Source organism: Mesorhizobium sp. AR10 (genome assembly GCF_024746795.1).
Classification (GTDB): domain Bacteria; phylum Pseudomonadota; class Alphaproteobacteria; order Rhizobiales; family Rhizobiaceae; genus Mesorhizobium.
In genome coordinates this window covers 4,649,137-4,671,668 of sequence record NZ_CP080524.1, presented here as the reverse complement: position 1 = coordinate 4,671,668, position 22,532 = coordinate 4,649,137, and the positions used below count along the sequence as shown (strand labels likewise).

The following is a 22,532-nucleotide window of genomic DNA, read 5'->3' as shown; positions in this document are numbered from 1 at the left end:
CCGGAGCGGCAGCCTATTCCGCCGCTTGCACCTTGATCACGCCGCGCTTGATTTGGTCCTGCTCGATCGATTCGAACAGAGCGCGGAAATTGCCTTCGCCAAAGCCTTCGTCGCCCTTCCTCTGGATGAACTCGAAGAAGATCGGGCCGATCACGGTTTTCGAAAAGATCTGCAGCAGGATCTTGGTCATGCCGCCGTCGATGACGCCTTCGCCGTCGATGAGGATGCCATGTTTCTTCATTCGCTCGATCGGCTCGTCATGGCCGTTCACCCGGGCAAAGGACATGTCATAGTAGGTCTCCGGCGGTCCCGGCATGAATTTCAGCCCATTGTCGGCCAGCCGGTCGGTGGCGGCGTAGATCTCGTCGGTGCCGACGGCGATGTGCTGGATGCCTTCGCCATTGTACTTCTTCAGATACTCGGCGATCTGGCTGGTCTCGTCCTTGGACTCGTTGAGTGGGATGCGGATCTTGCCGCAGGGCGAGGTGATGGCGCGGCTGACCAGCCCGGTGATCTTGCCGTCAATGTCGAAGAAATGGATCTGCTTGAAGCCGAACAACTCGCGGTAGAACGCCCACCATTTGTCCATCTGGCCGCGATAGACATTGTGGGTGAGGTGGTCGAGATAGTAGAAGCCGACGCCTTCCGGCCGCGGATCGCGCGCACCCAGCCATTCGAACTCCGCATCATAAGCCGAGCCCTTCTTGCCGTAGCTCTCGACGAAATAAAGCAGCGAGCCGCCGATGCCGACGATTGCCGGTACATCAAACGCCTTGTCGGCGCCTTCATAGGGTGTGGCGCCCTTGGCGACGGCATGGTCGAAGGCATGCTTGGCGTCGACAACCCGCCAAGCCATCGAGGCAGCACAGGGGCCGTGTTTGTCGACGAATTTAATCGCATGCGAACCGGGCTCGGCATTGACGACATAGTTGATGTCGCCCTGCCGCCAGACGGTGATGTTCTTGCTGCGGTGCCTGGCCACCGGCAAATAGCCCATGCGCGTGAAAAGCTCGGCCAGCTTTTCCGGCTCGGGATGCGCGAACTCGACGAATTCGAAACCGTCGGTACCGGCAGGGTTGGCTGCGCTGATTTTGGCGGGCGGTGCGTCGTGCGGGAAGGGACCCATGGCATTGCTCCAAACTGGCGGTGGCCGCATCGGACCATTCATGGGTGCATAATAGCGCGGACGGGTTGCACGGTGCTTGCATTCAAACGCTTGAAATGATCAGATCATGCGTGAAGCGTGCATGAATGGACAAAAAGCAATGAATGATACGCGCATCGATCAGTTCGACCGCAAGATAATGGCGCTCTTGCAGGGGGATGCGCGGCTGACCAACAACGATCTCTCGGAGCGGGTGAACCTGTCGGCGTCGCAATGCTCGCGCCGCCGCCAGCGGCTGGAGGAGGACGGCTATATCAAAGGCTATCGGGCGGTGCTCGACCGCGACAAGCTTGGCTTTTCGCTGGTCAACGTCATCTCGGTGACATTGGCCACCCACAACCGCGACAATGCCAGGCGCTTCGGCGAGCTGTTGGCGCGACTGCCGGAAGTGCAGGAGGCGCACGCGCTGACCGGCGAGATGGACTACATATTGAAGGTGGTGACGCCCGACCTGAAATCGCTGTCGGAATTCGTCAACGGCGTGCTTCTGCCGCACGAATCCGTGCAGCACGTGAAGACGGCGATCGTGCTGGAAACGCTGAAAGAGACCGGCGCGCTGCCGATCTAGTTTTTCGACTGCTGGATCAGCCCGTACAAATTCGTGCAGCGCGCGCCGGAGCGGCAATAGGCGAAGACCGGGCCGTCGAGTTCGTCGAGCGCCTCGGCCTGGTCTTCGACATTCTCGGCGGTGATCTGGCCGCTGATGACGGGGATGAAGCGGAAGGCGAGGCCGGCGGCTTCGACCGCGGCCTTGAGCGTGTCGGCCGAGGGCTGGCCGGGCTGCTCGTTATCCGGCCGGTTGCAGATGACGCTCTTGAAGCCGGCGGCCTTGATGGCGGCGACATCTTCGGGCTGGATCTGGCCAGAGACTGAATAGTCCTCGGTGATCTCTCGATATTCCATGGCAGTGTCCTCGCGATCTGGTTGGCGGGAGTTTTGCCACTCCCGGACGCAGCCGGCAACTGCTGCCAGGTAGAATCTGACCGGGCTATCTCAGCCCGGTCGGATCGAGGGTATCGATCAACTGCCGAGGATCGCGCCTTTGATCTGGGCGATGTTGTTGCGCATCATGTCGATATAGGTCGCGGCGGGGCCATCGGGCTGCGACAGCGCATCCGAGTACAGTGTGCCGCCCACCTTGATGCCGGTTTCGCTGGCGATCTGCTCGATCAGCCGCGGGTTGGTGATGTTCTCGACGAAGATCGCCGCAGCCTTGTCCTGCTTGACCTGATTGACCAGCTTGGCGACGTCGGCGGCCGAAGGCTCGGAATCGGTCGAAATGCCTTGCGGGGCAAGGAAGGTGAGGCCGTATGCGTGCTCGAAATAGCCGAAGGCGTCATGCGAGGTGATGACGACGCGTTTCTCCTCGGGGATCGACTGGATCGCCGCTTTTACTTCGCCTTCGACCGCATCGAGCTTCTTGGTGTAGGCGGCGGCATTGGTCTGGTAGCTGACGCAGCCCGCCGAATCGGCGGCGCAGAAAGCGTCGGCGATGTTCTTCACATATATTCTGGCGTTGGCGATCGACTGGAAGGCATGCGGATCGGTGACAGTCTTGCCGCCGCCGGTGCCGGCACCCCCGGCCGCGTCGGCGTCGGCGAATTCGGGCTTGAAGTCGATCGCCGTCACGCCCTTGGTCAAGGTGATGATCGAGGCCTTGGTGGCGCTGGCATCGACCAGGCGCTGCAGAAAACCTTCGAAATGCAGGCCGTTGACCAGCACGATATCGGCCTTGGCCATCGCCACCGCATCGGCCGGGCTCGGCTCATAGACATGGGCATCGCCATCCGGCCCGACGATCGTGGTCACATCGATGCGGTCGCCGCCGACGTTCCTCGCGAAATCGGCGATGACGGTGAAGCTGGCCACCACTTTCAAGGGTGCTGCGAAGGCCGATGAGGCGCCGAAGGCTGTTAATGTTATAACGCTCATTGCCAAAGCGGCGCGGATCGATTTCAGCATGGACGGGGTCTCCTTGTCAGGGGCGTGGGATCAGGCCGTTCTGTGACGGTGATGGACGATGCGGGCGCGCAGGATGCCGCGCGTGCCGAACAGGATCGAGGCGAAGTAGACGACGCCCGCGGACAGGATGATGGCCGGGCCGGATGGCAGCGACGCGTGATAGGACAGGAGCAGCCCGGCAATGCAGGAGGCAAAGCCGATCAGCACCGCCAGCACGCACATCGGCTCGACGCGGGTGGTCCAGAAGCGGGCGGCGGCGGCGGGCAGCATCATCAGGCCGACCGACAGCAAGGTGCCGAGCGCCTGGAAACCGCCGACGAGGTTGAGCACGACGAGGCCGAGGAAGATGAAATGCACCGGGCTGCCCAGCCGGCTGACCGAGCGCAGGAACAGCGGATCGAGGCATTCGGCAACCAGCGCTCGCCAGAAGATGGCAAGACTGACCAGCGTGACCGTGACGATTCCGCCGATCAGCGTCAGCGCTTCATTGTTGAGCGCCAGCACGGTGCCGAACAGCACATGCATCAGATCGACGCTGGAGCCGCGGATCGACACCATCAGCACGCCGATGGCCAATGAAATCAGGTAGAAGGCCGCCATCGACGCGTCCTCGCGCTGGATGGTGAAGCGCGAGACGGCGCCGGCGCCGAGCGCCACGATGATGCCGGCGATCAGGCCGCCAATGGTCATCGGCAGGATTTCCAGCCCATAGAACAGGAAGCCGGCGGCGGCACCTGGCAGGATGGCGTGGGCCATGGCATCGCCGGACAGGCTCATGCGCCGCAGCATCAGGAACACACCGACCGGGCAGGCGCCGAGCGACAGCATCAGTGAACCGAAAAGCGCCCGCTGCATGAAACCGAAATCGGCAAAGGGGGCGATGAAAAGACCGTACAGCATGTCCATCAGGCAGCCCTCGGACCGGCGCCGTGATGGGACCCATGGTCATGGGCGTGATCGTGCCCGTGAGCATGATCGTGCCCGTGAGAATGATCGTGCCCGTGCTGATGACCCTCGGGCTCGCACCAGGGCGCATTCTCTTCCCAGGCTTCGTGGAAGCGGCGGGCGCGCAACAGGTTTTCCGGCCGCAGCGTTTCCTTGGTTTCGCCCCAGGCGATTGGCTGGCGCGCCAAAAGCAGCGTCTCGGGGAAATTCTGCCGCACCAGCTCCAGATCGTGGACCACGACCATGATGGTGCGTTCCTCGCCATGCCAGCGCTTGATCAGCGTGATCAGGTCGCCGACCGTTTTGCTGTCGACGGCATTGAACGGTTCATCGAGCAGGATGAGGTCGGCATCCTGCAACAGCACGCGGGCAAACAGCGTGCGCTGCAGCTGGCCGCCCGACAGCGTATCGATCGGCCGCTTCTCGAAGCCGCCGAGACCGACGGCCATCAGCGCCTGGCTGACGGAATCGCGGTCTTCCCTGGTGTAGCGGCCGAGCAGTCCGCGCCGGGGCCACAGGCCAAGCGAAACCAGATCGACGACCCGGGCGGGAAAGGAGCGATCGAGCTCCGACTGTTGCGGCAGATACGCGGCGCGCACGCCAGGCGCGCGGATCACGCTGCCGGCCATCGGCTTCAACACCCCGACGATACCCTTCATCAGGGTCGACTTTCCCGAGCCATTGGCTCCTACCACGGCGGTCAACGAGCCCTTGCGGATGGTGCCATCGAGGTGATGAATGGCCGGGTGGCTGCCATAGCCGAGCGTCAGGTCGCGGAAGGTCAGGCAGTTTGTTGTCATTCGGCGATCCGTGGGGCTGCAGTCGTGGCTGCGGGCAGCGGCCGATTGGATATGTGATGTTATTACATTAGTCAACAAGCCAATCCGGCGGAATTGCGGCGCCGTGGTCAATTTGCCGTGTGCTCCTGCCTCGTTGGCTCAAGTGGTTTTGTCCAGGCGGCCTTGCCCCTGGCGACCCGCGACTCTAAAGAGGCGCAACCGACAAGAGAAGGAAACATCCAATGAGCATTCGTCGCATCGATGTGGGCCCGCGCATGAGCCAGATCGTCATCCACGGCAACACCGTCTATCTGGCCGGTCAGGTCGGAACGCCTGGCGCAAGCGTCGGCGAGCAGACCAAGTCGATCCTGGCCGCCATCGACGAATTGCTGGCCAAGGCCGGCACCGACAAGACCAAGATCCTGCAGGCGATCATATGGCTGGCCGATATGGGCACGTTCGCCGAGATGAACAAGGAATGGGACAAGTGGGTGCCGCAGGGCAACACGCCGGCCCGCGCCACTGGCGAGGCCAAGCTTGCCGGCCCGGAATACACGGTCGAGATCATCGTCACCGCGGCGGTTTGAGGCCTTAACCCTCCCCCTTGAGGGGAGGGTCGGCGAGTGATCGCAGCGAAGCGGAGTTTGCGAGACGGGGTGGGGTCGGCGCAACCTCACCGACCCCACCCCGCGTCACAAAGTGCCGCCTTGCGGCATTTGCTCCGCGACCCTCCCCTCGAGGGGGAGGGTAAGAACTACCCCTGCGAAGGCGTAAACCTTGCCACCAGCGTGTGGCTCTCGGCTGCGTAGGTAAAGCGAACATGGGTGACCGGGTGCTCGGCGCTCCATGTCCGCCGCTCGACCACCAAACACGGCGCACCGGTGGCGATATCGAGTGCCGCCGCAATGTGCTTGTCGGCGGCAATGGCGCGAATGCGGTGTTCGGCGGCACTCCACGGCACGCGGCCGATCAGCCATGGGCCGGGCGCGGTGCCAAGAAATTCCTCGTCGGCCGCTTCAGGCACGGCGCCAAGATTGATCAACCGCTGTTCGTGGGCGAACGGCCGCTTGCCGGCGAAATGCCGGCATTCCAGCGCCAGCACCGGCCCGGTCGAGCCCAATTCCAGCAAGGCGCGATCCTCGGCGCTGCTGCGCCTTTTCTGCCGAGCCACGCGCTCGTAGCGATAAAGCAGGCCGAGCGCCTCGACCTCGATCCGGATGTCGTGGATTTCCAGCACCGCCGCCTGCGACTGTGGCCGACGGACAAAGCTGCCTGAACGGCGCCGCCGCTCGATCAGCCCGGCCTTGGCAAGTTGCGACAGCGCCTTGTTCACTGTCATGCGCGAACAATTATATTCCGCCGACAGTTCATGCTCGAACGGGATGCGGTGGCCGGGCGCCCAGACACCGGACAGGATTTTTTCGCTGATATCGGACAGGATGCGCTGGTGCAGCGACAGAGCCTCGCCACCGTCCACATCCAGTGTCCCCACCATGCTCATGCCGAGAGCGCCGTCATCACCTTGCGAAAGCGCTTTGCAATGGCGTCGCGCCTTGCATGCCTAGCGCCGCTGACCAGCTTTTGACCATGAACCCAGACGCAATCGACCCTGGTACCGTTGGCGAAGATCCAGGCGTCGAGTACCGCATCGCCGGTCTTGCCAGCCAATGAAGGATGGTTGCTATCCAGCGACACGAAATCGGCTGAATCGCCAACGGCGATCTGCGAGGGGCCGGCGCCAAGGGCGGCACTGCCGCCTTCGAGCGCGGCATCGAACAGAGCGCGGCCGGTCGAGCCGCCGGCCACCGCCAGCACATTGCGGGCGCGGTGTGCCAGCCGCTGCGAATATTCGAGTTGGCGCAATTCGTCGGGCAGGCCGATCAGCACGTTGGAATCGGAGCCGACACCGAAGCGGCCGCCATGATGCGTGAACAAGGGCGCGGCAAACGTGCCATCGCCGAGATTGGCCTCGGTGATCGGGCAGAGGCCGGCGATGGCGCCGCTCTTGGCCATGCCAATCGTTTCCGCCTCGGTCATGTGGGTGGCGTGGATCAGGCACCAGCGCTTGTCGACCTTGGCGTTGGCGAGCAGCCATTCGACCGGCCGCGCGCCGGACCAGGCCAGGCAGTCCTCGACTTCCTTCACTTGCTCGGCGACGTGGATATGGATCGGTCCGTCCGGCGCCATCGCGGCAACTGTGGCAAGTTCATCCGGTGTGGTGGCGCGCAAACTGTGCGGGGCGACGCCGACCACGGCTCGACTCGAGCCGTGAACGCTCTCTTGGCATTTCTCAACAAGCCGGGCGAACCGAGTCACATCGTTGATGAATCGCCGCTGGCCTTCATTGGGGGCAGCACCGCCGAAGGAGGAGTGCGCATAGAACACCGGCAGCAGCGTCAGGCCGATGCCGGTTTCGGCGGCTGCCGCAGCGATGCGCTCGGCCATCTCGGCGATGTTGGCATAGGGTTGGCCGTCGCGGTCGTGGTGGAGATAGTGAAACTCGCCGACGCGCGAAAATCCGGCTTCCAGCATCTCGACATAAAGCTGTGCGGCAACCGCCTCGACTTGGTCGGGCGTCATCGACAGCGCGAAACGGTACATCACCTCGCGCCAGCTCCAGAAACTGTCTGCCGAAGGGCCGCGCAACTCGGCGAGGCCGGCCATGCCGCGCTGGAAGGCGTGGCTGTGCAGGTTCGGCATGCCCGGCAAGAGGATGGCGTGGCGCTCGTCACCGGGCTGGGCTGCGGTGTCGGGCTCGACTGTGGCGATACGGCCGTCTGTGACCACGATCCGCACATTGTTGTGCCAGCCGTCGGGCAGAAGCGCCTGTTCCACAAAGATCGCCGCCACTTTTCTCTCCGGTTCTCTGTGTCTCATGCGATGATAGCACTTGCAGTGCGTTTCAATATGTATATACATAATCGCCATCCAATCAAACGGAAAAGATGATGGCTGCAGAAAGCAAAAGCCGGGCAGGGGCGGTTCGCATCTGGCGCAATGCACGCCTGGCGACCATGGCCGAAAGCGCTGCCGGACTGGGCATCGTCGAAAAGGGTGCGATTGCCGCGCGCGATGGCCTGATCGTTTTTGCTGGCCCGGAAACCGAGATGCCGGCGGCCCTCAGCCAGGGCGCAGACTCCGTCGATTGTGAAGGCCGCTGGGTCACGCCTGGCCTCATCGACTGCCACACCCATCTGGTCCATGCCGGGAACCGCGCCAACGAATTCGAGATGCGGCTGGCCGGCGCCACCTATGAAGAAGTCGCCAAGGCCGGCGGCGGCATTGTCTCCTCGGTCAAGGCGCTGCGCGCCGCCAGCGAGGACGAACTGGTCGCGCAGTCGCTACTGCGTCTCGACGCGCTGATGGCGGAAGGCGTCACCACCGTGGAGATAAAGTCTGGCTACGGGCTCGACCTCGACAACGAGACAAAGTCGCTGCGCGCGGCCCGGCGGCTGGGAGAAGAGCGCCCGGTGACGGTCCGCACGACATGTCTCGCCGCCCACGCGCTGCCGCCCGAGGCAAAAGGCGACAAGGACGCTTTCATTGATCTGGTCGCCAAAACGATCCTTCCCGCGATTGCCGCCGAAGGCCTGGCCGACGCAGTAGATGGTTTTTGCGAGGGCATCGCCTTTTCGCCGGACCAGATAGCGCGCGTATTCGATGCGGCGCAGGCGGCGGGCCTGCCGGTAAAGCTCCATGCCGACCAGTTGTCCAATCTGCACGGCGCCGAACTCGCCGCGCGCTATGGCGCGCTGTCGGCCGACCACCTCGAATACACCGACGAGGCGGGCGCGGCGGCGATGGCCAGGGCAGGGACCGTGGCGACGATCCTGCCCGGTGCCTACTACTTCATCCGCGAGACCAAGAAGCCGCCGGTCGGTCTGTTCCGTCAGCACGGCGTCAAAATGGCGGTCGCCACCGACAACAATCCCGGCACCTCGCCGCTGACCTCGCTGCTGCTGACCATGAACATGGCCGCGACATTGTTCGGCCTGACCGTCGACGAATGCCTCGCCGGCATCACCCGTGAGGCCGCCCGCGCACTCGGATTGCTGGAAAAGACAGGCACTCTAGAGGCCGGAAAATCCGCCGACCTGGCGATCTGGGACATCGAGCGCCCAGCCGAACTCGTCTACCGCATGGGCTTCAACCCGCTGCATGCCCGCATCTGGAGGGGACAATGACCGAACTGACGCTGAAGCCCGGCAACGCAACGCTGGCCGAGTGGCGCGCCATCTATCGTGGCGCCGTGCCGAAACTGGACAATGCCTGCCGTCCCAAGATCAGGGCCAGCGCCGAGGCAGTGGCGCGGATCGTCGCCAAGGGTGAGCCGGTCTATGGCATCAACACCGGCTTCGGCAAATTAGCCAGCGTCCGCATCCCCGCAGCCGACCTCGAAACGCTTCAGCGCAACATCGTGCTTTCTCATGCCGCCGGCGTCGGTGAGCCGATGCCGGTCGCAGTCTGCCGGCTGATGATGGCGCTGAAGCTGGCCAGCTTGGCGCAGGGCGCCTCCGGCGTACGGCCACAGACCATCGAATTGCTGGAAGCGATGCTGGCCAACGACGTCATCCCGGTGGTGCCGGCGCAAGGTTCAGTCGGCGCTTCCGGCGATCTCGCGCCACTGTCGCATATGACGGCGGTGATGATCGGCGTCGGCGAATGTTTTACCCCGCATGGCCGTTTTCCGGCCAAGGTCGCCTTTGTCTCGCACGGGCTGGAGCCGGTGACGCTCGGCGCCAAGGAAGGCCTCGCGCTGCTCAACGGCACCCAGTTCTCCACCGCTTATGCGCTGGCCGCTTTGTTCGAGGCCGAAGTGCTCTACCAGTCGGCGCTGGTCGCCGGCGCGCTGTCGACCGATGCCGCCAAAGGCTCGGACGCCCCTTTCGATCCGCGCATCCATCTGCTCAGGAAACATCGCGGCCAGATCGAGACGGCAGACGCGCTGCGCAATCTGATGGCCGGCAGCGCCATTCGTGAATCGCACCGGGTCGGCGACGAGCGCGTGCAGGACCCGTACTGCCTGCGCTGCCAGCCGCAGGTCATGGGCGCCGCACTCGCCGTGCTGCGCCAGGCCGCCGATACGCTGGGCACCGAGGCCAACGGCGTCACCGACAATCCGCTGATCTTCGCCGAGGACGACACGGCCCTTTCCGGCGGCAATTTCCACGCCGAGCCGGTGGCCTTCGCCGCCGACATGATCGCGCTCGCCGTCTGCGAGATCGGCTCGCTGTCGGAGCGGCGCATCGCCATGCTGGTCGACCCGGCGCTGTCGGGCATGCCGGCCTTCCTGACGCCGAAGCCCGGCCTGAACTCCGGCTTCATGATCCCGCAGGTGACGGCGGCGGCCCTCGTCTCCGAGAACAAGCAGAAGGCCTATCCGGCCAGTGTCGATTCGATCCCGACCTCGGCCAACCAGGAAGACCACGTCTCGATGGCCGCGCACGGCGCGCGCCGCCTGATCGGCATGGTCGAGAATGCGACGGCCGTCATCGGCATCGAATTGCTGGCTGCCGCCCAAGGCTGCGATTTCCATGCACCGCTGGCGTCGAGCCCCGCACTTGAGGCTGTGCGCAAGCTGGTCCGGGCGGAAGTGCCGCATCTCGACAACGACCGCCATTTCCACCCCGACATGGAAAAGGCCATCGCCATGGTGCGCAGTGGCGCGGCGGTGAAGGCAGCGGACGCGATAGCGCTTCCATCCATTTCGGGGGCTGCATTGTGACCAGCTGGCTCACGGTGACGCGCGGCACGGCGCCTCTGCTGGTCTCGATCCCACATACCGGCATCGATCTCGCCGGCCTCGAAAACAGGCTGGTGTCGCCCTGGCTCGGCCGCCGCGACTGCGACTGGTGGATCGACAAACTTTATGACTTTGCCGGAAGCCTCGGCGCGACGGTGGTGCATACGGCGATTTCGCGCACCGTCATCGACGTCAATCGCGACCCATCCGGCGCCTCGCTCTATCCCGGCCAGGCGACGACCGGTCTCTGCCCCACGGAAACGTTCGATGGCGATCCGCTCTATGGTGAGGGCGAAGAGCCGGGCCCGTCGGAGATCGACGAACGCCGCGAGAAATATTTCGTGCCCTATCATGCGGCCTTGCAGGCCGAGATCGATAGGCTGCGCGGGCTGCACGAGACGGTCGTGATCTATGACTGCCACTCGATCCGCTCGGTGCTGCCGCGCCTGTTCGACGGCACGCTGCCGGTCTTCAATCTAGGCACCAATGACGGCAAGAGCGCCGACCCTGTCTTGCAGGCGATGGTCGGTCAGATCCTGGCCGAGACTGGCGAGACTTTTGTTGTCAACGGCCGCTTCAAGGGCGGCTGGATCACGCGCCATTTCGGCCAGCCGCAGAACGGCGTCCACGCGCTGCAGATGGAACTGTCCAACCGCGGCTACATGCGCGAACCGGAAGGCAAGGGCCAGCCCGGCAATTGGCCGGTGCCCTACGATGCGGATTTTGCAGCACCGATCCGCGCGACGCTCGACAAAATCCTGCAAACCGCGACTGCCTGGGCGCGCGGCTGAAGTTCGATCCTTTTACTGGAGTGACGCCATGAACGATCCTCGCCACAACATCCGTGAAATTCGCAGCCCGCGCGGCACCGAGCTCAACGCCCGCACATGGCAGACCGAAGCGCCGTTGCGCATGCTGATGAACAATCTCGATCCGGACGTCGCCGAAAACCCCAACGAGCTGGTCGTCTATGGCGGCATCGGCCGGGCGGCGCGCACCTGGAACGATTTCGACCAGATCGTCGCTTCGCTGAAGACGCTTGGAGACGACGAGACGCTGCTGGTGCAGTCCGGCAAGCCGGTTGGCGTGTTTCGCACGCACACCGACGCACCGCGCGTGCTCATCGCCAATTCCAACCTGGTGCCGCACTGGGCAAATTGGGAAAAATTCAACGAGCTCGATAAGAAGGGCCTGATGATGTACGGCCAGATGACGGCCGGCTCGTGGATCTACATCGGCACGCAAGGCATCGTGCAGGGCACCTACGAGACCTTCGTCGAGGCCGGCCGCCAGCACTATAGCGGCAATCTCAAGGGAAAATGGATCCTGACCGGCGGCCTCGGCGGCATGGGCGGCGCCCAGCCGCTGGCCGCCGTCATGGCCCGCGCCTGCTGCCTCGCCATCGAATGCAACCCGGATTCGATCGATTTCCGCCTGCGCACCCGCTATGTCGACGAGAAGGCCGAGACGCTCGATGAGGCGATGGCGATGATCGAGCGCTGGACCAAGGCCGGTGAGGCGAAGTCAGTCGGCCTCCTCGGCAATACGGCCGAGATCGTGCCGGAAATGTTCAGGCGTGGCATCCGGCCCGATATGGTCACCGACCAGACTTCGGCCCATGACCCCATCAACGGCTATTTGCCGAAGGGCTGGACGATGGCTGAGTGGCGCGAGAAGCGCGTCTCCGATCCAAAGGCGGTTGAAAAAGCGGCCCGCGCGTCGATGCGCGAGCATGTCGAGGCCATGGTGGCGTTCTGGAACGCCGGCGTGCCGACGCTCGACTACGGCAACAACATTCGCCAGGTGGCGAAAGACGAGGGCTTCGAGAACGCCTTTGCCTTCCCCGGCTTTGTGCCGGCCTATATCCGTCCGCTGTTTTGCCGCGGCATCGGCCCGTTCCGCTGGGCAGCACTGTCCGGCGACCCGGAAGACATCTACAAGACCGACGCCAAGGTGCGCGAACTGACGCCCGGCAACACCCATCTGCACAACTGGCTCGACATGGCGCGCGAGCGCATCGCCTTCCAGGGCCTGCCCGCGCGCATCTGCTGGGTCGGCCTCGGCGACCGGCATAGGCTGGGCCTTGCCTTCAACGAGATGGTGGCCAAAGGCGAACTCAAGGCGCCGGTGGTCATCGGCCGCGATCACCTCGATTCCGGCTCCGTCGCCTCGCCGAACCGCGAGACGGAATCGATGAAGGACGGCTCGGATGCCGTGTCCGACTGGCCGTTGCTCAACGCGCTGCTCAACACCGCCTCCGGCGCCACCTGGGTGTCGCTGCACCATGGCGGCGGCGTCGGCATGGGCTTTTCGCAGCATGCCGGCATGGTCATCGTCGCCGACGGCACGCGCGAAGCCGCCAAGCGCCTGGAGCGTGTCTTGTGGAACGACCCTGCGACCGGCGTCATGCGCCATGCCGATGCCGGCTATGACATCGCCATCGCTTGCGCCAAGGAGCACCAGCTCAACCTGCCCGGCATCCTCGGCTGAGCCGCATCGTGCGCATCCTGCGGGCAGCCGAATACCGGTCGATGCCGTGGAAGAACGGCGGCGGGGTGACGACCGAGGTCGCCGTCTCGCCCGCCGGTGCTGGGCTCGACGATTTCGACTGGCGCGTCTCGATGGCGCGCGTCGAGGGCGGTGGCCCATTCTCCGGCTTTGCCGGCGTTGACCGCACCCTGGCCGTGCTGCAGGGCGAGGGTATTGTCCTCGATATTGCCGGCCGGCCGCCGGCTGAGATGACCAGAACGTCCGCTCCGCTAGCCTTTCCAGCCGACGTGCCGACGCAGGCGACACTGATCGCCGGTCCGATCACCGATCTCAATGTCATGACCCGCCGGGGGCGAATGACCCACACCGTCGAGCGCCTGCTGGTTTCGGCCCCGACGGAGGTCCAGTCAGCGGCCGATACGACCCTCATTTTGCCACTTGATGGCGATGTCATGGTGGCCGGCGCTGCAGCTGTCCGCATTGGACCGCTCGATACGCTGTTTCTCGAGCCGGACGCCCGGCAAATGCGCCTCACGCCGGCGCGCAAGACGACAGTGTTCGTGATCCGCATCAATCGCGTTGCCACCGACGATTAACGGCTGTTGCCAAACATGATCGCGGTGTCGGCGAAATATAGCGTAAGCTGTTGCCTGCATCACGAAAAAGCCCGAATCCTTCCGTCGATCAAATGCGGACGGGAGCGTGGGGCGCTCGTCCTCGAGTGTCGAAAGGATGACGCCCGGGCGTGGTGCGAAAACAAACTTTCGGCCAGGGTTGCGATGCAACCAATTGCATTTGAATCGGTTTTAGGGACATTGCCGTGGCGGTGACGCCGCATTGCGTCCCCCCATGCGGAATTTTCAATGAATATTCAGACGAATCCTGCTCAGATCGAAAAGACGAGCGCCACCTTCCCGGTCATCACGGAAGAGCCGATACGCTCCAATTTCCTGCCGGAGGATCGTCTGCGCGCGCTGGGCGAAAGCCTGGCCAAGGGCGATGTCACGGATCTGTTCGGTCTGACCCCGTTCGACTTCCAGGCACGCATCCGCGACAGCGCCAAGAAGATTCTTGAAGTCTACCGCTCGACCAATGCCGCGCAGTCGAGGGGCGAAACCATCACGCCGGCGGCGCAGTGGCTGCTCGACAACAACTATCTGGTCGAGGAAACCATATTCCAGGTCAAGCGCGACCTGCCGCGCCGTTTCTACCGGCAATTGCCGACCTTGAAGCTGTCCGAAACCATCGTCGTGCCGCGCGCATTGGCGCTGGCCTGGACCTATGTCGCGCATTCCGACAGTTCCGTCTCGGCGACCATGTTCAAGTCGATTGTCGAGGGTTTTCAGTCCATCGAGCCGCTCAAGATCGGCGAACTCTGGGCGTTGCCGTCGCTGCTGCGCTTCGTTCTGATCGAAAACCTTCGCCGCATCGCGGTCCGCGTCAACCGCACCCGGCAGATGCGGCAGATCGCCAATGAGGTCGCCGACCGCGTGCTGGCGACCGACGACAGTGCCGACCGGCAGGCGATCCTGTCGAACTACGTGATCCATGCGCAGGACACCACCTTTGCCACCCAGTTGCTCTATCGCCTGCGCGACGGATCGCAGAATGCCGGCAGGGCGCTGGAATGGCTGGAGGGCGAACTCGAGAAGACCGGCTCAGATGCCGAGGAAATCATCATCGGCGAGCATCACACGCTCTCCAGCGGCAATGTAACCACCGGTAACATCATCCGTGGCCTGCGCCTGATCAACGATGTCGACTGGACGGTGTGGTTCGAAGACGTCAGCCGCATCGACACATTGCTGCGCGAGCGCACCGATTTCGCCGCGCTCGATTTCTTCTCGCGCGACCAATACCGGACCTCGATCGAGGAATTGGCGCGCCGCTCCGACCTGTCCGAATTTCGTGTCGCCGAAAGAGCAATCGAACTTGCCGGCCATGTCTCGGTCGTCGATGCCTCCGGAGTCGACATCGCCGATCCGGCCGTTCACACCGATGTCGGGTTCTTTCTCGTCGGTCCGCGCCGGCTGGAGCTCGAAAAATCGATCGGCTATCGGCCGACCATCAGCGAGACGGTCAAACGGGCGTTCCGCAAGACTGGCTGGCTGGGCATTGTCGTGCCGGTGTTTGCGCTGACGGCCCTGCTTCTGGTCCTCTCCGGCAACGCGCTCGCCCATCTCGGCCTGTCGGTGCCGTCGATCGTCCTGATGCTGGCGCTGTTTGCCGTGCCGGCCAGCGAAGGCGCGCTCGCCTTCTTCAACACAGTCGCTTCGCTGTTCCTCAAGCCGACGCGCCTCGTCGGCTACGACTACAAGCACGGCATGCCTTCCGAGGTGCGCACACTGGTGGTGGTGCCGTCGCTGATCGGCTCGCGCGACGACGTCGAGGAAAACATCCGCAACATCGAAGTGCATCACCTTGCCAATATGGACGACCAGATCAATTTCGCGCTGCTTTCCGATTGGCCGGACAGCAAGACCGAAATCGATGCGGTGGATGTCGAGATCCTTGAATTCGCCCGCACCGAGATCGCGCGGCTGAACGCCCGCTACCCCAGCGAAGGCGCACCGCGCTTCTATATCCTGCACCGCCGGCGGCTCTACAATGCCGCCCAGGGCGCCTGGATGGGCTGGGAACGCAAGCGCGGCAAGCTGCACGAACTGAACCTGCTGCTGCGTGGCGACAGTGACACCACCTTCCTGCCGCTGGCAGTGCCGTTGCCGGAAAAAATCGTCCACGTGATGACGCTGGACGCCGATACCCGCACCACCCGCGACGCCGTCGCCACTTTGGTCGGCAAGCTTTGCCATCCGCTCAACCGTCCGCATTTCGACGCGGCAAAGCGCCTGGTGACCGCCGGCTACACCATCCTGCAGCCGCGCATCACCGCCTCGCTGACCAGCGGCGACGACGCGTCCTTCTTCCAGCGGGTCTTTTCCGCCAATCGCGGTCTCGATCCTTACGTCTTTGCGGTGTCGGATCTCTACCAGGACGTCTTCGGTGACGGCTCGTTCACCGGCAAAGGCCTCTATCACGTCGACGCCTTCGAGGCGGCGCTGAAGGGCCGCATCGAGGAAAACACTGTCCTCAGCCACGATTTGCTCGAAGGCGCCCTGGCGCGCTCGGCCCTCGTCACAGACGTCGAACTGGTCGAGGACTATCCGACCCGTTATTCGGTCGATGCCTCGCGGCACCACCGCTGGGCGCGTGGCGACTGGCAGCTTCTCGGCTTCATCTTCGACCCGCGTTCCGGCGTGCCGGCGCTGTCGCGCTGGAAGATGGTCGACAATCTGCGCCGCTCGCTAACGCCGATCTTCTGGGTGATGGCGGCGATCGCCGGCTGGACGCTGCTGCCCTTCACGCAGGCCGCGCAATGGCAGGCGCTGCTGATCCTCAGCCTGTTCATGGCGCCGACCTTCGATATCGTCAACGGCATCCTGCCGAAGAGCGGCGATCAGACGGCGCGCGGGCATTTCTCCGCTTTGGCGCGCGACGTTGTCTTCGGCACTGCCCTGGTGGCGCTGAAGATCGTGCTGATGGCGCATAATGCCTGGATGATGGGCGACTCCATCATCCGCACGCTCTACCGTCTGTTCGTCAGCCGCAAGAACCTGCTCGAATGGCGCACGGCCTCCCAGGCGCACAAGAGCGGCGACAACGATGTCAGCTCCTATTACGGCATGATGTATGGCGCGGTGATCATCGGCGTCGTCGGCCTTGCCATACCGGTGCTGGCCGATTCCACCGGCGCCTTCGTCGCCTTCTTCTTTGCACTGTTCTGGATCGGCTCGCCGGCCATCGCTGCCTGGATCAGCCGCTCGGCCGAAACCGAGGACCGCCTGCGCATATCGGCGGCCGACATCCATGCGCTTCGCACGGTGGCGCGGCGCACATGGCACTACTTCGAAACTTTCGTGACATCAGAGCACCACAACCTGCCGCCGGACAATTTCCAGGAAAGCCCGGCGCCGGTGGTGGCGCCGCGCACCTCGCCGACAAATATCGGCGTCTATCTCCTGTCCGTGGTTTCTGCCCGCGATTTCGGCTGGATCAGCCTGTCCGATGCCATCACCCGTATCGATGCCACAATGTCGACCATCGAGAGCATGCCTCGCAACCGCGGCCACCTCTTCAACTGGTACGACACGACAACGCTGAAGCCACTCTATCCGCTCTATATTTCAGCCGTCGACAGCGGCAATCTCGCCGGCCATCTGGTGGCGGTGGCCGCTGCCTGCGCCGAATGGGCGGAAGCGCCTTCCGTCCACCTGCAGGGCGACTTCGAAGGCATTCTCGACACGGTGACGATCCTCGACGAGAGCCTCGAGGACTTGCCTGACGACCGCCGTCAGCTGAGGCCGTTGCGCCAGAGGTTGGCCGACCGCCTCGACGGCATGCGGCGCGCGGTGGTGACGATCAAGGCGCAGCCGGAGATGGCGTCGATCCGCACCATCAATCTGGCCGTTCTGGCCGGCGAGATCCGCAAGCTTGCCGCCGCCATCCACACCGAGGCCGCATCGACGCGCAGCGACATCATTGCCGACTGGGCCGCCAGACTGGAGGCCACCTGCGAGGCGCATGTCCATGACTCGCACAGCGACGACAACGCGGTCGAAGCGTTGCGCGCCAAGCTTCTGGCGCTGCGCGAGCGCACGCGCCGCTACGCCTTCGAGATGGATTTCTCCTTCCTGATGCGCCAGGAGCGCAAGCTCTTGTCGATTGGCTACCGGGTCGAGGAGCATCAACTCGACGAGAGCTGCTACGATCTCCTGGCTTCCGAGGCGCGGCTGACCAGCCTGTTCGCCATCGCCAAGGGCGATCTGCCGACCGAACATTGGTTCCGGCTCGGCCGGCCGATCGTCGAGATCGGTTTCCAGGGCGCGCTGATGTCCTGGTCCGGCTCGATGTTCGAGTATCTGATGCCGCCGCTGGTCATGAAGGAGCCGCATGGTAGCATCCTCAACCAGACCAGCAAGCTGATCATCAAGCGCCAGATCCAGTACGCCCGTTCGAAGAACGTTCCATGGGGGATTTCGGAAGCGGCCTACAACGCCCGCGACCGCGAACTGACCTACCAGTACACCAATTTCGGCGTGCCCGGGCTTGGCCTCAAGCGCGGCCTTGGCCAGAACACGGTGATCGCGCCTTACGCGACCGTGCTGGCGGCGCAGTTCACGCCGCGCGAATCCGTCCAGAACCTGGTCAGGCTGAGGGCGATCGGCGCGCTTGGCCGGCACGGCTACTACGATGCGGTCGATTTCACGCCCCAGCGCGTGCCTGAGGGCACCGACCATGTCGTCGTCTTGAACTACATGGCCCACCACTCCGGCATGACGATCGCCGCCGTCGCCAACGCCATCTTCGAAGGGCGAATGCGCGACCGCTTCCACAGCGATCCGGTGATCGAGTCGGCCGAATTGCTGCTGCAGGAGAGGGCGCCGCGCGACATCCCGACCGCCACCGTCAGGACCGAGGCCGACGAGCGGTCGAAGGACGAGACCGAGGCCGAGAGCCCGGACGCGCGCATCGTGCTCGATCCGCTCAAGGCGCTGCGTTCGACCAGCGTCATGTCCAACGGCCGCTACTCGGTCATGGTCACCGCGACCGGCTCCGGCTACAGCCGCTGGGGCGAACTTGCCGTCACCCGCTGGCAGCCGGACCCGACCGAGGACCGGCTTGGTTCCTATATCTTCCTGCGCGATGCCGGCACCGGCGACTGGTGGTCGGCGACCGCCGAGCCGAAGCGTGCGCCGGACGAGCGCGTGCAGACGCTGTTCTCCGATGACAAGGCGAGCTTCGTAAAATCGGTGGGGTCGCTGCGTTCGGAGGTCGAATGCATCGTGATCTCCGAGGGCAATGGCGAGGGACGGCGGGTCACGCTCTACAATGACGGCGCTGCCGACCGGCATATCGAAGTGACCTCGTTTGCCGAACTGGTGCTGGGCTCCGAGACGTCGGACAATGCGCATCCGGCCTTCTCCAAAATGTTTGTGGAAACCGAAATCGCATCCAACAACGGGGCGATCTTCGCCACGAGGCGCAAGCGGGAAAAGAACGAGCCTGACGTGACAATGGTGCATTTCGTCACCGATCCGTCCGGGTTGGCGCGCGATGCCGAGGCCGAAACCGACCGGCGCGCCTTCATCGGCCGCGGCCGCACCATCACCGAGGCGGCTGCCTTCGATCACGGCGCCAAGCTTGGCGGCCATGCCGGCTTCACGCTGGACCCGGTCGCAGCACTTCGCCGGCAGGTGCGCGTTCCCGCCAACAAGAAGATCTCGCTGACCTTCTGGACCGTGGTTGGCGCCAACCGCGCCGAGCTGGAGGAAGCGGTCGCGCGGCTCGATCATCCGGAGAGCTTCGCCCGCCAGGCGATGCTGGCCTGGACCCGCTCGCAGGTCCAGACCAGGCATCTTGGCCTCAGCCTGACCGACGCCGCCAATGTGCAGAAGCTGGCTCGCTACCTGATCTATCCCGATCCGTTCCTTCGCCTGCCGGCGGAATCCATCGCCTCGGGGCTCGGCAAGCAATCCAGCCTGTGGCCGACCAGCATATCGGGCGACTTTCCGATTTTCCTGGTCAGGATCGGCGACGTCGCCGACCTGGAGATCGTCGCCCAGGCGCTTCGTTTCCAGGAATATATGCGCGCCCGCGGCATGATGATCGACTTCGTCGTCGTCAACGAGCAGGCGTCGTCCTACGTGCAGGATCTGCAGCGGGCGGTCGAGACGCTGTGCGAAAACAGCCGCCTGCGCGGCAAGGAACTCGGGCCGCGCCAGCACATCTTCGCCGTGCGTCGCGACCTGATGGACGAGGCGACCTACAAGACGCTGCTCGCCGTTGCCCGCGTCGTGCTGCATACGCGCAACGGCACCATCTTCGATCAGATCGAGCGCGCCGAGGCGGCAGCAATTCAGGCGCGGGAAGCCCTGCAGCCGGCGGGGGCCCTGACCCTGCGCGAAACGTCGATGCCGGTGGCATTTCATGACCCGGCCGAAAGCAGAGCCGATGGCAGCGGGCTCAATCAGTGGAACGGTTTTGGCGGCTTCGAAGGCGACGGACGCCACTATGTCGTGCGCCTTGCCGGCCGGCGCACGACGCCGCAGCCCTGGATCAACGTCGTTTCCAACGCGTCGTTCGGGTTCCATATTTCGGCTGAAGGCGCTGCCTTCACCTGGAGCCGCAACAGCCGCGACTATCAGTTGACGACGTGGTCGAACGACCCGGTCACCAACCGGCCGGGCGAGGGCGTCTACATCTACGATCATGCCAGTGGCAGGGCGTTCTCGCCGCTGGCCGCCGTGGTCCGCGATCCCGCCATGACCTATGAAACATGGCACGGCCAGGGATTTTCGACCTTCCGCTCCAGGCGTGGGCCGCTGTCGATGGACCTGACCCATGTGGTGGATCCGCTCGATCCGGTGAAGATCACGCGGTTGCGCATCCAGAACACCGGCTCTGTGCCGGCGCGGCTGCGCGTCTACGCCTATGCCGAATGGGTGTTGGGCGGCCACCGCTCGCGCACGGCGGCGACCATCGTGCCGTCCAGGGATGCCGCCACCGGCGCGCTGCTGGCGCAAAATCCCTACGGGCTCGACTTCAGCGAACGGGTGGCCTTCCTGGCCGCCGATGGCGCGGTGCATTCGGTGACGGCCGACCGCGGCGAGTTCATCGGCAGGCAAGGCACCAGCGAGCTTCCGCACGCGGTGCTGAACGGCGCCGGTCTGTCGGGCCGGGTCGAGGCCGGCGACGATCCTTGTGCCGCCATCGCACGCGACGTCGACATCCCCGCGGGTGGCGACGTGACGCTGCTCTGGCTGCTCGGCGACGCCGCCTCTCCGGAGGAGGCGAGTGCCCTGGTGCAGACCCATCGCGGCAAGGATTTCGATCAGCGGCTGGCCGACAACGAGCGCGAATGGCGCGGCTTCCTCGACACCATCCAGGTCGAGACGCCCGACAAGGCGCTCGACGCCATGGTCAACCACTGGCTGCCCTACCAGAGCCTTGCCTGCCGCATCCGTGCCCGCTCCGCCTTCTACCAGGCGAGCGGCGCCTTCGGCTTCCGCGATCAGTTGCAGGACACGCTGGCGCTGCTTGCCCACGATCCGAAACTGGCGCGCGACCAGATCCTCAACGCGGCGCGGCGGCAATTCCCCGAGGGCGACGTCCAGCATTGGTGGTTGCCCCGCACCGATGCCGGTGTGCGCACCATGATCTCCGACGACGTGGTCTGGCTGGCGCACGCCACCGCACGCTATCTGCTGGTGACCGGCGACACCTCGATCCTGAAGGAGCAACTGCCTTTCATCGACGGGCAGGTCCTGGGTGAGGGCGAGCATGATGCCTTCTTCACCCCGGAAATCTCGAAGAACACCGCCTCGCTCTATGACCATTGCGCGCGGGCGCTCGACCTTGCCGTCAAGCGCAGCAGCCCGGCCGGGCTGCCGCTGATCCTCGGCGGCGACTGGAACGACGGCATGAACCGCGTTGGCGAGCAGGGCAAGGGCGAGAGCGTCTGGCTGGGCTGGTTCCTGTTGAAGACGCTGGGCGACTTTGCTGCCGTCGGCAAGGCGCAAGGCGATGCCAAGCGGGCGCAGGCCTGGACAAAGCACGCCGATGCGCTGAAGCGCGCGCTGGAAAGCACGGCGTGGGACGGCCAATGGTATCGGCGCGGCAGCTTCGACGATGGCACACCGCTGGGATCTCGCAACTCTGAGGAATGCAAGATCGACTCGATAGCCCAGTCGTGGAGCGTGCTCTCAGGCGAGGGCGATCCGGCGCGCTCGACGACGGCCATGCAACAGGCGATGAAAATGCTCGTCGACGACGAGCTCCAGATCGTCAAATTGTTCACCCCGCCCTTCTCCAAAACGGAGAAGGACCCCGGCTACATCAAGAGCTATCCGCCGGGTGTCCGCGAAAACGGCGGCCAGTACACCCACGCGGCGACATGGTTCGTCATCGCGCTAGCCGAAATGGGGCGCACCGACGACGCCTACCGCTGTTTTTCGATGCTCAACCCGGTCAACCATGCCGTCGATGACGCCGCGGCCGAGCACTACCGCGTCGAACCCTATGTTGTTGCGGCCGATATCTATGCCGGCGAAGGCAAGGGCGGGCGCGGTGGCTGGACCTGGTATACCGGCTCGGCCGGCTGGCTCTACCGTGCCGCGGTGGAAAGCATCCTTGGCATCGAGCGCCGTGGACAGAGCATCCAGTTCAGGCCGAAACTGCCTGGCCATTGGGATGGATATTCGGCAACGCTCAAGATGCTGGGGGCCGAGATCAAGGTTCGGGTCGTCCGCGACAAAAAAGCCAAGGCTATCTCGCTCGAAGTGAATGGCACGAAGATTAAAGCTTCGTCTTTCGAGCCCAAGGCCGGCGACAAGGCCGAGGTGGTCGTTCGGATACCGATGTAGTTTCAATGGCTTGCAGTGCTCCGGCG

Annotated in this window: 15 protein-coding genes; 8 read left to right on the top strand and 7 right to left on the bottom strand. The window is 64.3% G+C overall.

Annotation, left to right across the window (positions count from 1 at the left end; translation table 11 throughout):
* Positions 1–13: 13 nt before the first annotated feature.
* On the bottom strand, positions 14–1,126 hold the full coding sequence (gene hppD, locus LHFGNBLO_RS26255) for a 4-hydroxyphenylpyruvate dioxygenase (RefSeq protein ID WP_258602194.1): 1,113 nt from the start codon (positions 1,124–1,126) through the stop codon (positions 14–16).
* 139 nt (positions 1,127–1,265) lie between these two features.
* Between hppD and LHFGNBLO_RS26250 the strand changes: the two genes are divergently transcribed.
* On the top strand, positions 1,266–1,733 hold the full coding sequence (locus LHFGNBLO_RS26250; protein ID WP_258602193.1) for an Lrp/AsnC family transcriptional regulator: 468 nt from the start codon (positions 1,266–1,268) through the stop codon (positions 1,731–1,733).
* On the opposite strand, the gene LHFGNBLO_RS26245 is transcribed toward LHFGNBLO_RS26250, so the two are convergent.
* The 4 genes from LHFGNBLO_RS26245 to aztA all read right to left on the bottom strand — a co-directional run bounded on the left by LHFGNBLO_RS26245 (position 1,730) and on the right by aztA (position 4,872).
* On the bottom strand, positions 1,730–2,068 hold the full coding sequence (locus LHFGNBLO_RS26245) for a TIGR01244 family sulfur transferase (protein ID WP_258602192.1): 339 nt from the start codon (positions 2,066–2,068) through the stop codon (positions 1,730–1,732). The two genes, LHFGNBLO_RS26250 and LHFGNBLO_RS26245, sit on opposite strands and share 4 nt — an antisense overlap.
* A gap of 117 nt (positions 2,069–2,185) precedes the next feature.
* Entirely contained in the window at positions 2,186–3,127 is a 942-nt protein-coding gene (gene aztC, locus LHFGNBLO_RS26240; RefSeq protein WP_258602191.1) for a zinc ABC transporter substrate-binding protein AztC, read from the bottom strand.
* Between the two features lie 30 nt (positions 3,128–3,157).
* On the bottom strand, positions 3,158–4,033 hold the full coding sequence (gene aztB, locus LHFGNBLO_RS26235; protein WP_258602190.1) for a zinc ABC transporter permease AztB: 876 nt from the start codon (positions 4,031–4,033) through the stop codon (positions 3,158–3,160).
* Positions 4,033–4,872: a zinc ABC transporter ATP-binding protein AztA gene (aztA, locus tag LHFGNBLO_RS26230; protein ID WP_258602189.1), complete on the bottom strand. Its 840-nt coding sequence runs from the start codon at positions 4,870–4,872 to the stop codon at positions 4,033–4,035. The genes aztB and aztA overlap by 1 nt, the downstream gene beginning before the upstream one ends.
* Positions 4,873–5,093: 221 nt before the next feature.
* On the opposite strand from aztA, the gene LHFGNBLO_RS26225 reads away from it, so the two are divergent.
* Complete coding sequence (locus tag LHFGNBLO_RS26225; RefSeq protein ID WP_258602188.1) at positions 5,094–5,438, top strand: RidA family protein; 345 nt, start codon at positions 5,094–5,096, stop codon at positions 5,436–5,438.
* A gap of 167 nt (positions 5,439–5,605) precedes the next feature.
* Here the strand turns inward: LHFGNBLO_RS26225 and hutC are convergent, their stop codons facing one another.
* Both hutC and LHFGNBLO_RS26215 read right to left on the bottom strand, forming a co-directional pair.
* Entirely contained in the window at positions 5,606–6,352 is a 747-nt protein-coding gene (gene hutC / locus LHFGNBLO_RS26220) for a histidine utilization repressor (protein WP_258602187.1), read from the bottom strand.
* Positions 6,349–7,701 carry a formimidoylglutamate deiminase gene (locus LHFGNBLO_RS26215; RefSeq protein WP_258602186.1) on the bottom strand — a complete coding sequence of 451 codons (1,353 nt, stop codon included), beginning with the start codon at positions 7,699–7,701 and terminating at the stop codon, positions 6,349–6,351. The genes hutC and LHFGNBLO_RS26215 overlap by 4 nt, the downstream gene beginning before the upstream one ends.
* A 98-nt stretch (positions 7,702–7,799) precedes the next feature.
* On the opposite strand from LHFGNBLO_RS26215, the gene hutI reads away from it, so the two are divergent.
* From hutI to LHFGNBLO_RS26185, 6 genes are all read left to right on the top strand, one after another.
* Complete coding sequence (hutI, locus tag LHFGNBLO_RS26210) at positions 7,800–9,035, top strand: imidazolonepropionase (RefSeq protein WP_258602185.1); 1,236 nt, start codon at positions 7,800–7,802, stop codon at positions 9,033–9,035.
* On the top strand, positions 9,032–10,576 hold the full coding sequence (hutH, locus tag LHFGNBLO_RS26205; protein ID WP_258602184.1) for a histidine ammonia-lyase: 1,545 nt from the start codon (positions 9,032–9,034) through the stop codon (positions 10,574–10,576). Before hutI ends, hutH begins: the two co-directional genes overlap by 4 nt.
* Positions 10,573–11,385, top strand: coding sequence for an N-formylglutamate deformylase (hutG, locus tag LHFGNBLO_RS26200; RefSeq protein ID WP_413774645.1), 813 nt, complete (start codon positions 10,573–10,575; stop codon positions 11,383–11,385). The genes hutH and hutG overlap by 4 nt, the downstream gene beginning before the upstream one ends.
* A gap of 28 nt (positions 11,386–11,413) precedes the next feature.
* Positions 11,414–13,084 carry a urocanate hydratase gene (gene hutU, locus LHFGNBLO_RS26195; protein WP_258602183.1) on the top strand — a complete coding sequence of 557 codons (1,671 nt, stop codon included), beginning with the start codon at positions 11,414–11,416 and terminating at the stop codon, positions 13,082–13,084.
* Between the two features lie 8 nt (positions 13,085–13,092).
* On the top strand, positions 13,093–13,680 hold the full coding sequence (locus tag LHFGNBLO_RS26190; protein WP_258602182.1) for a HutD family protein: 588 nt from the start codon (positions 13,093–13,095) through the stop codon (positions 13,678–13,680).
* A 267-nt stretch (positions 13,681–13,947) separates the two neighbouring features.
* A complete protein-coding gene (locus tag LHFGNBLO_RS26185; protein WP_258602181.1) occupies positions 13,948–22,506 on the top strand; it encodes a GH36-type glycosyl hydrolase domain-containing protein in 8,559 nt (2,852 codons plus the stop codon).
* The last annotated feature ends 26 nt before the right edge of the window (positions 22,507–22,532 follow it).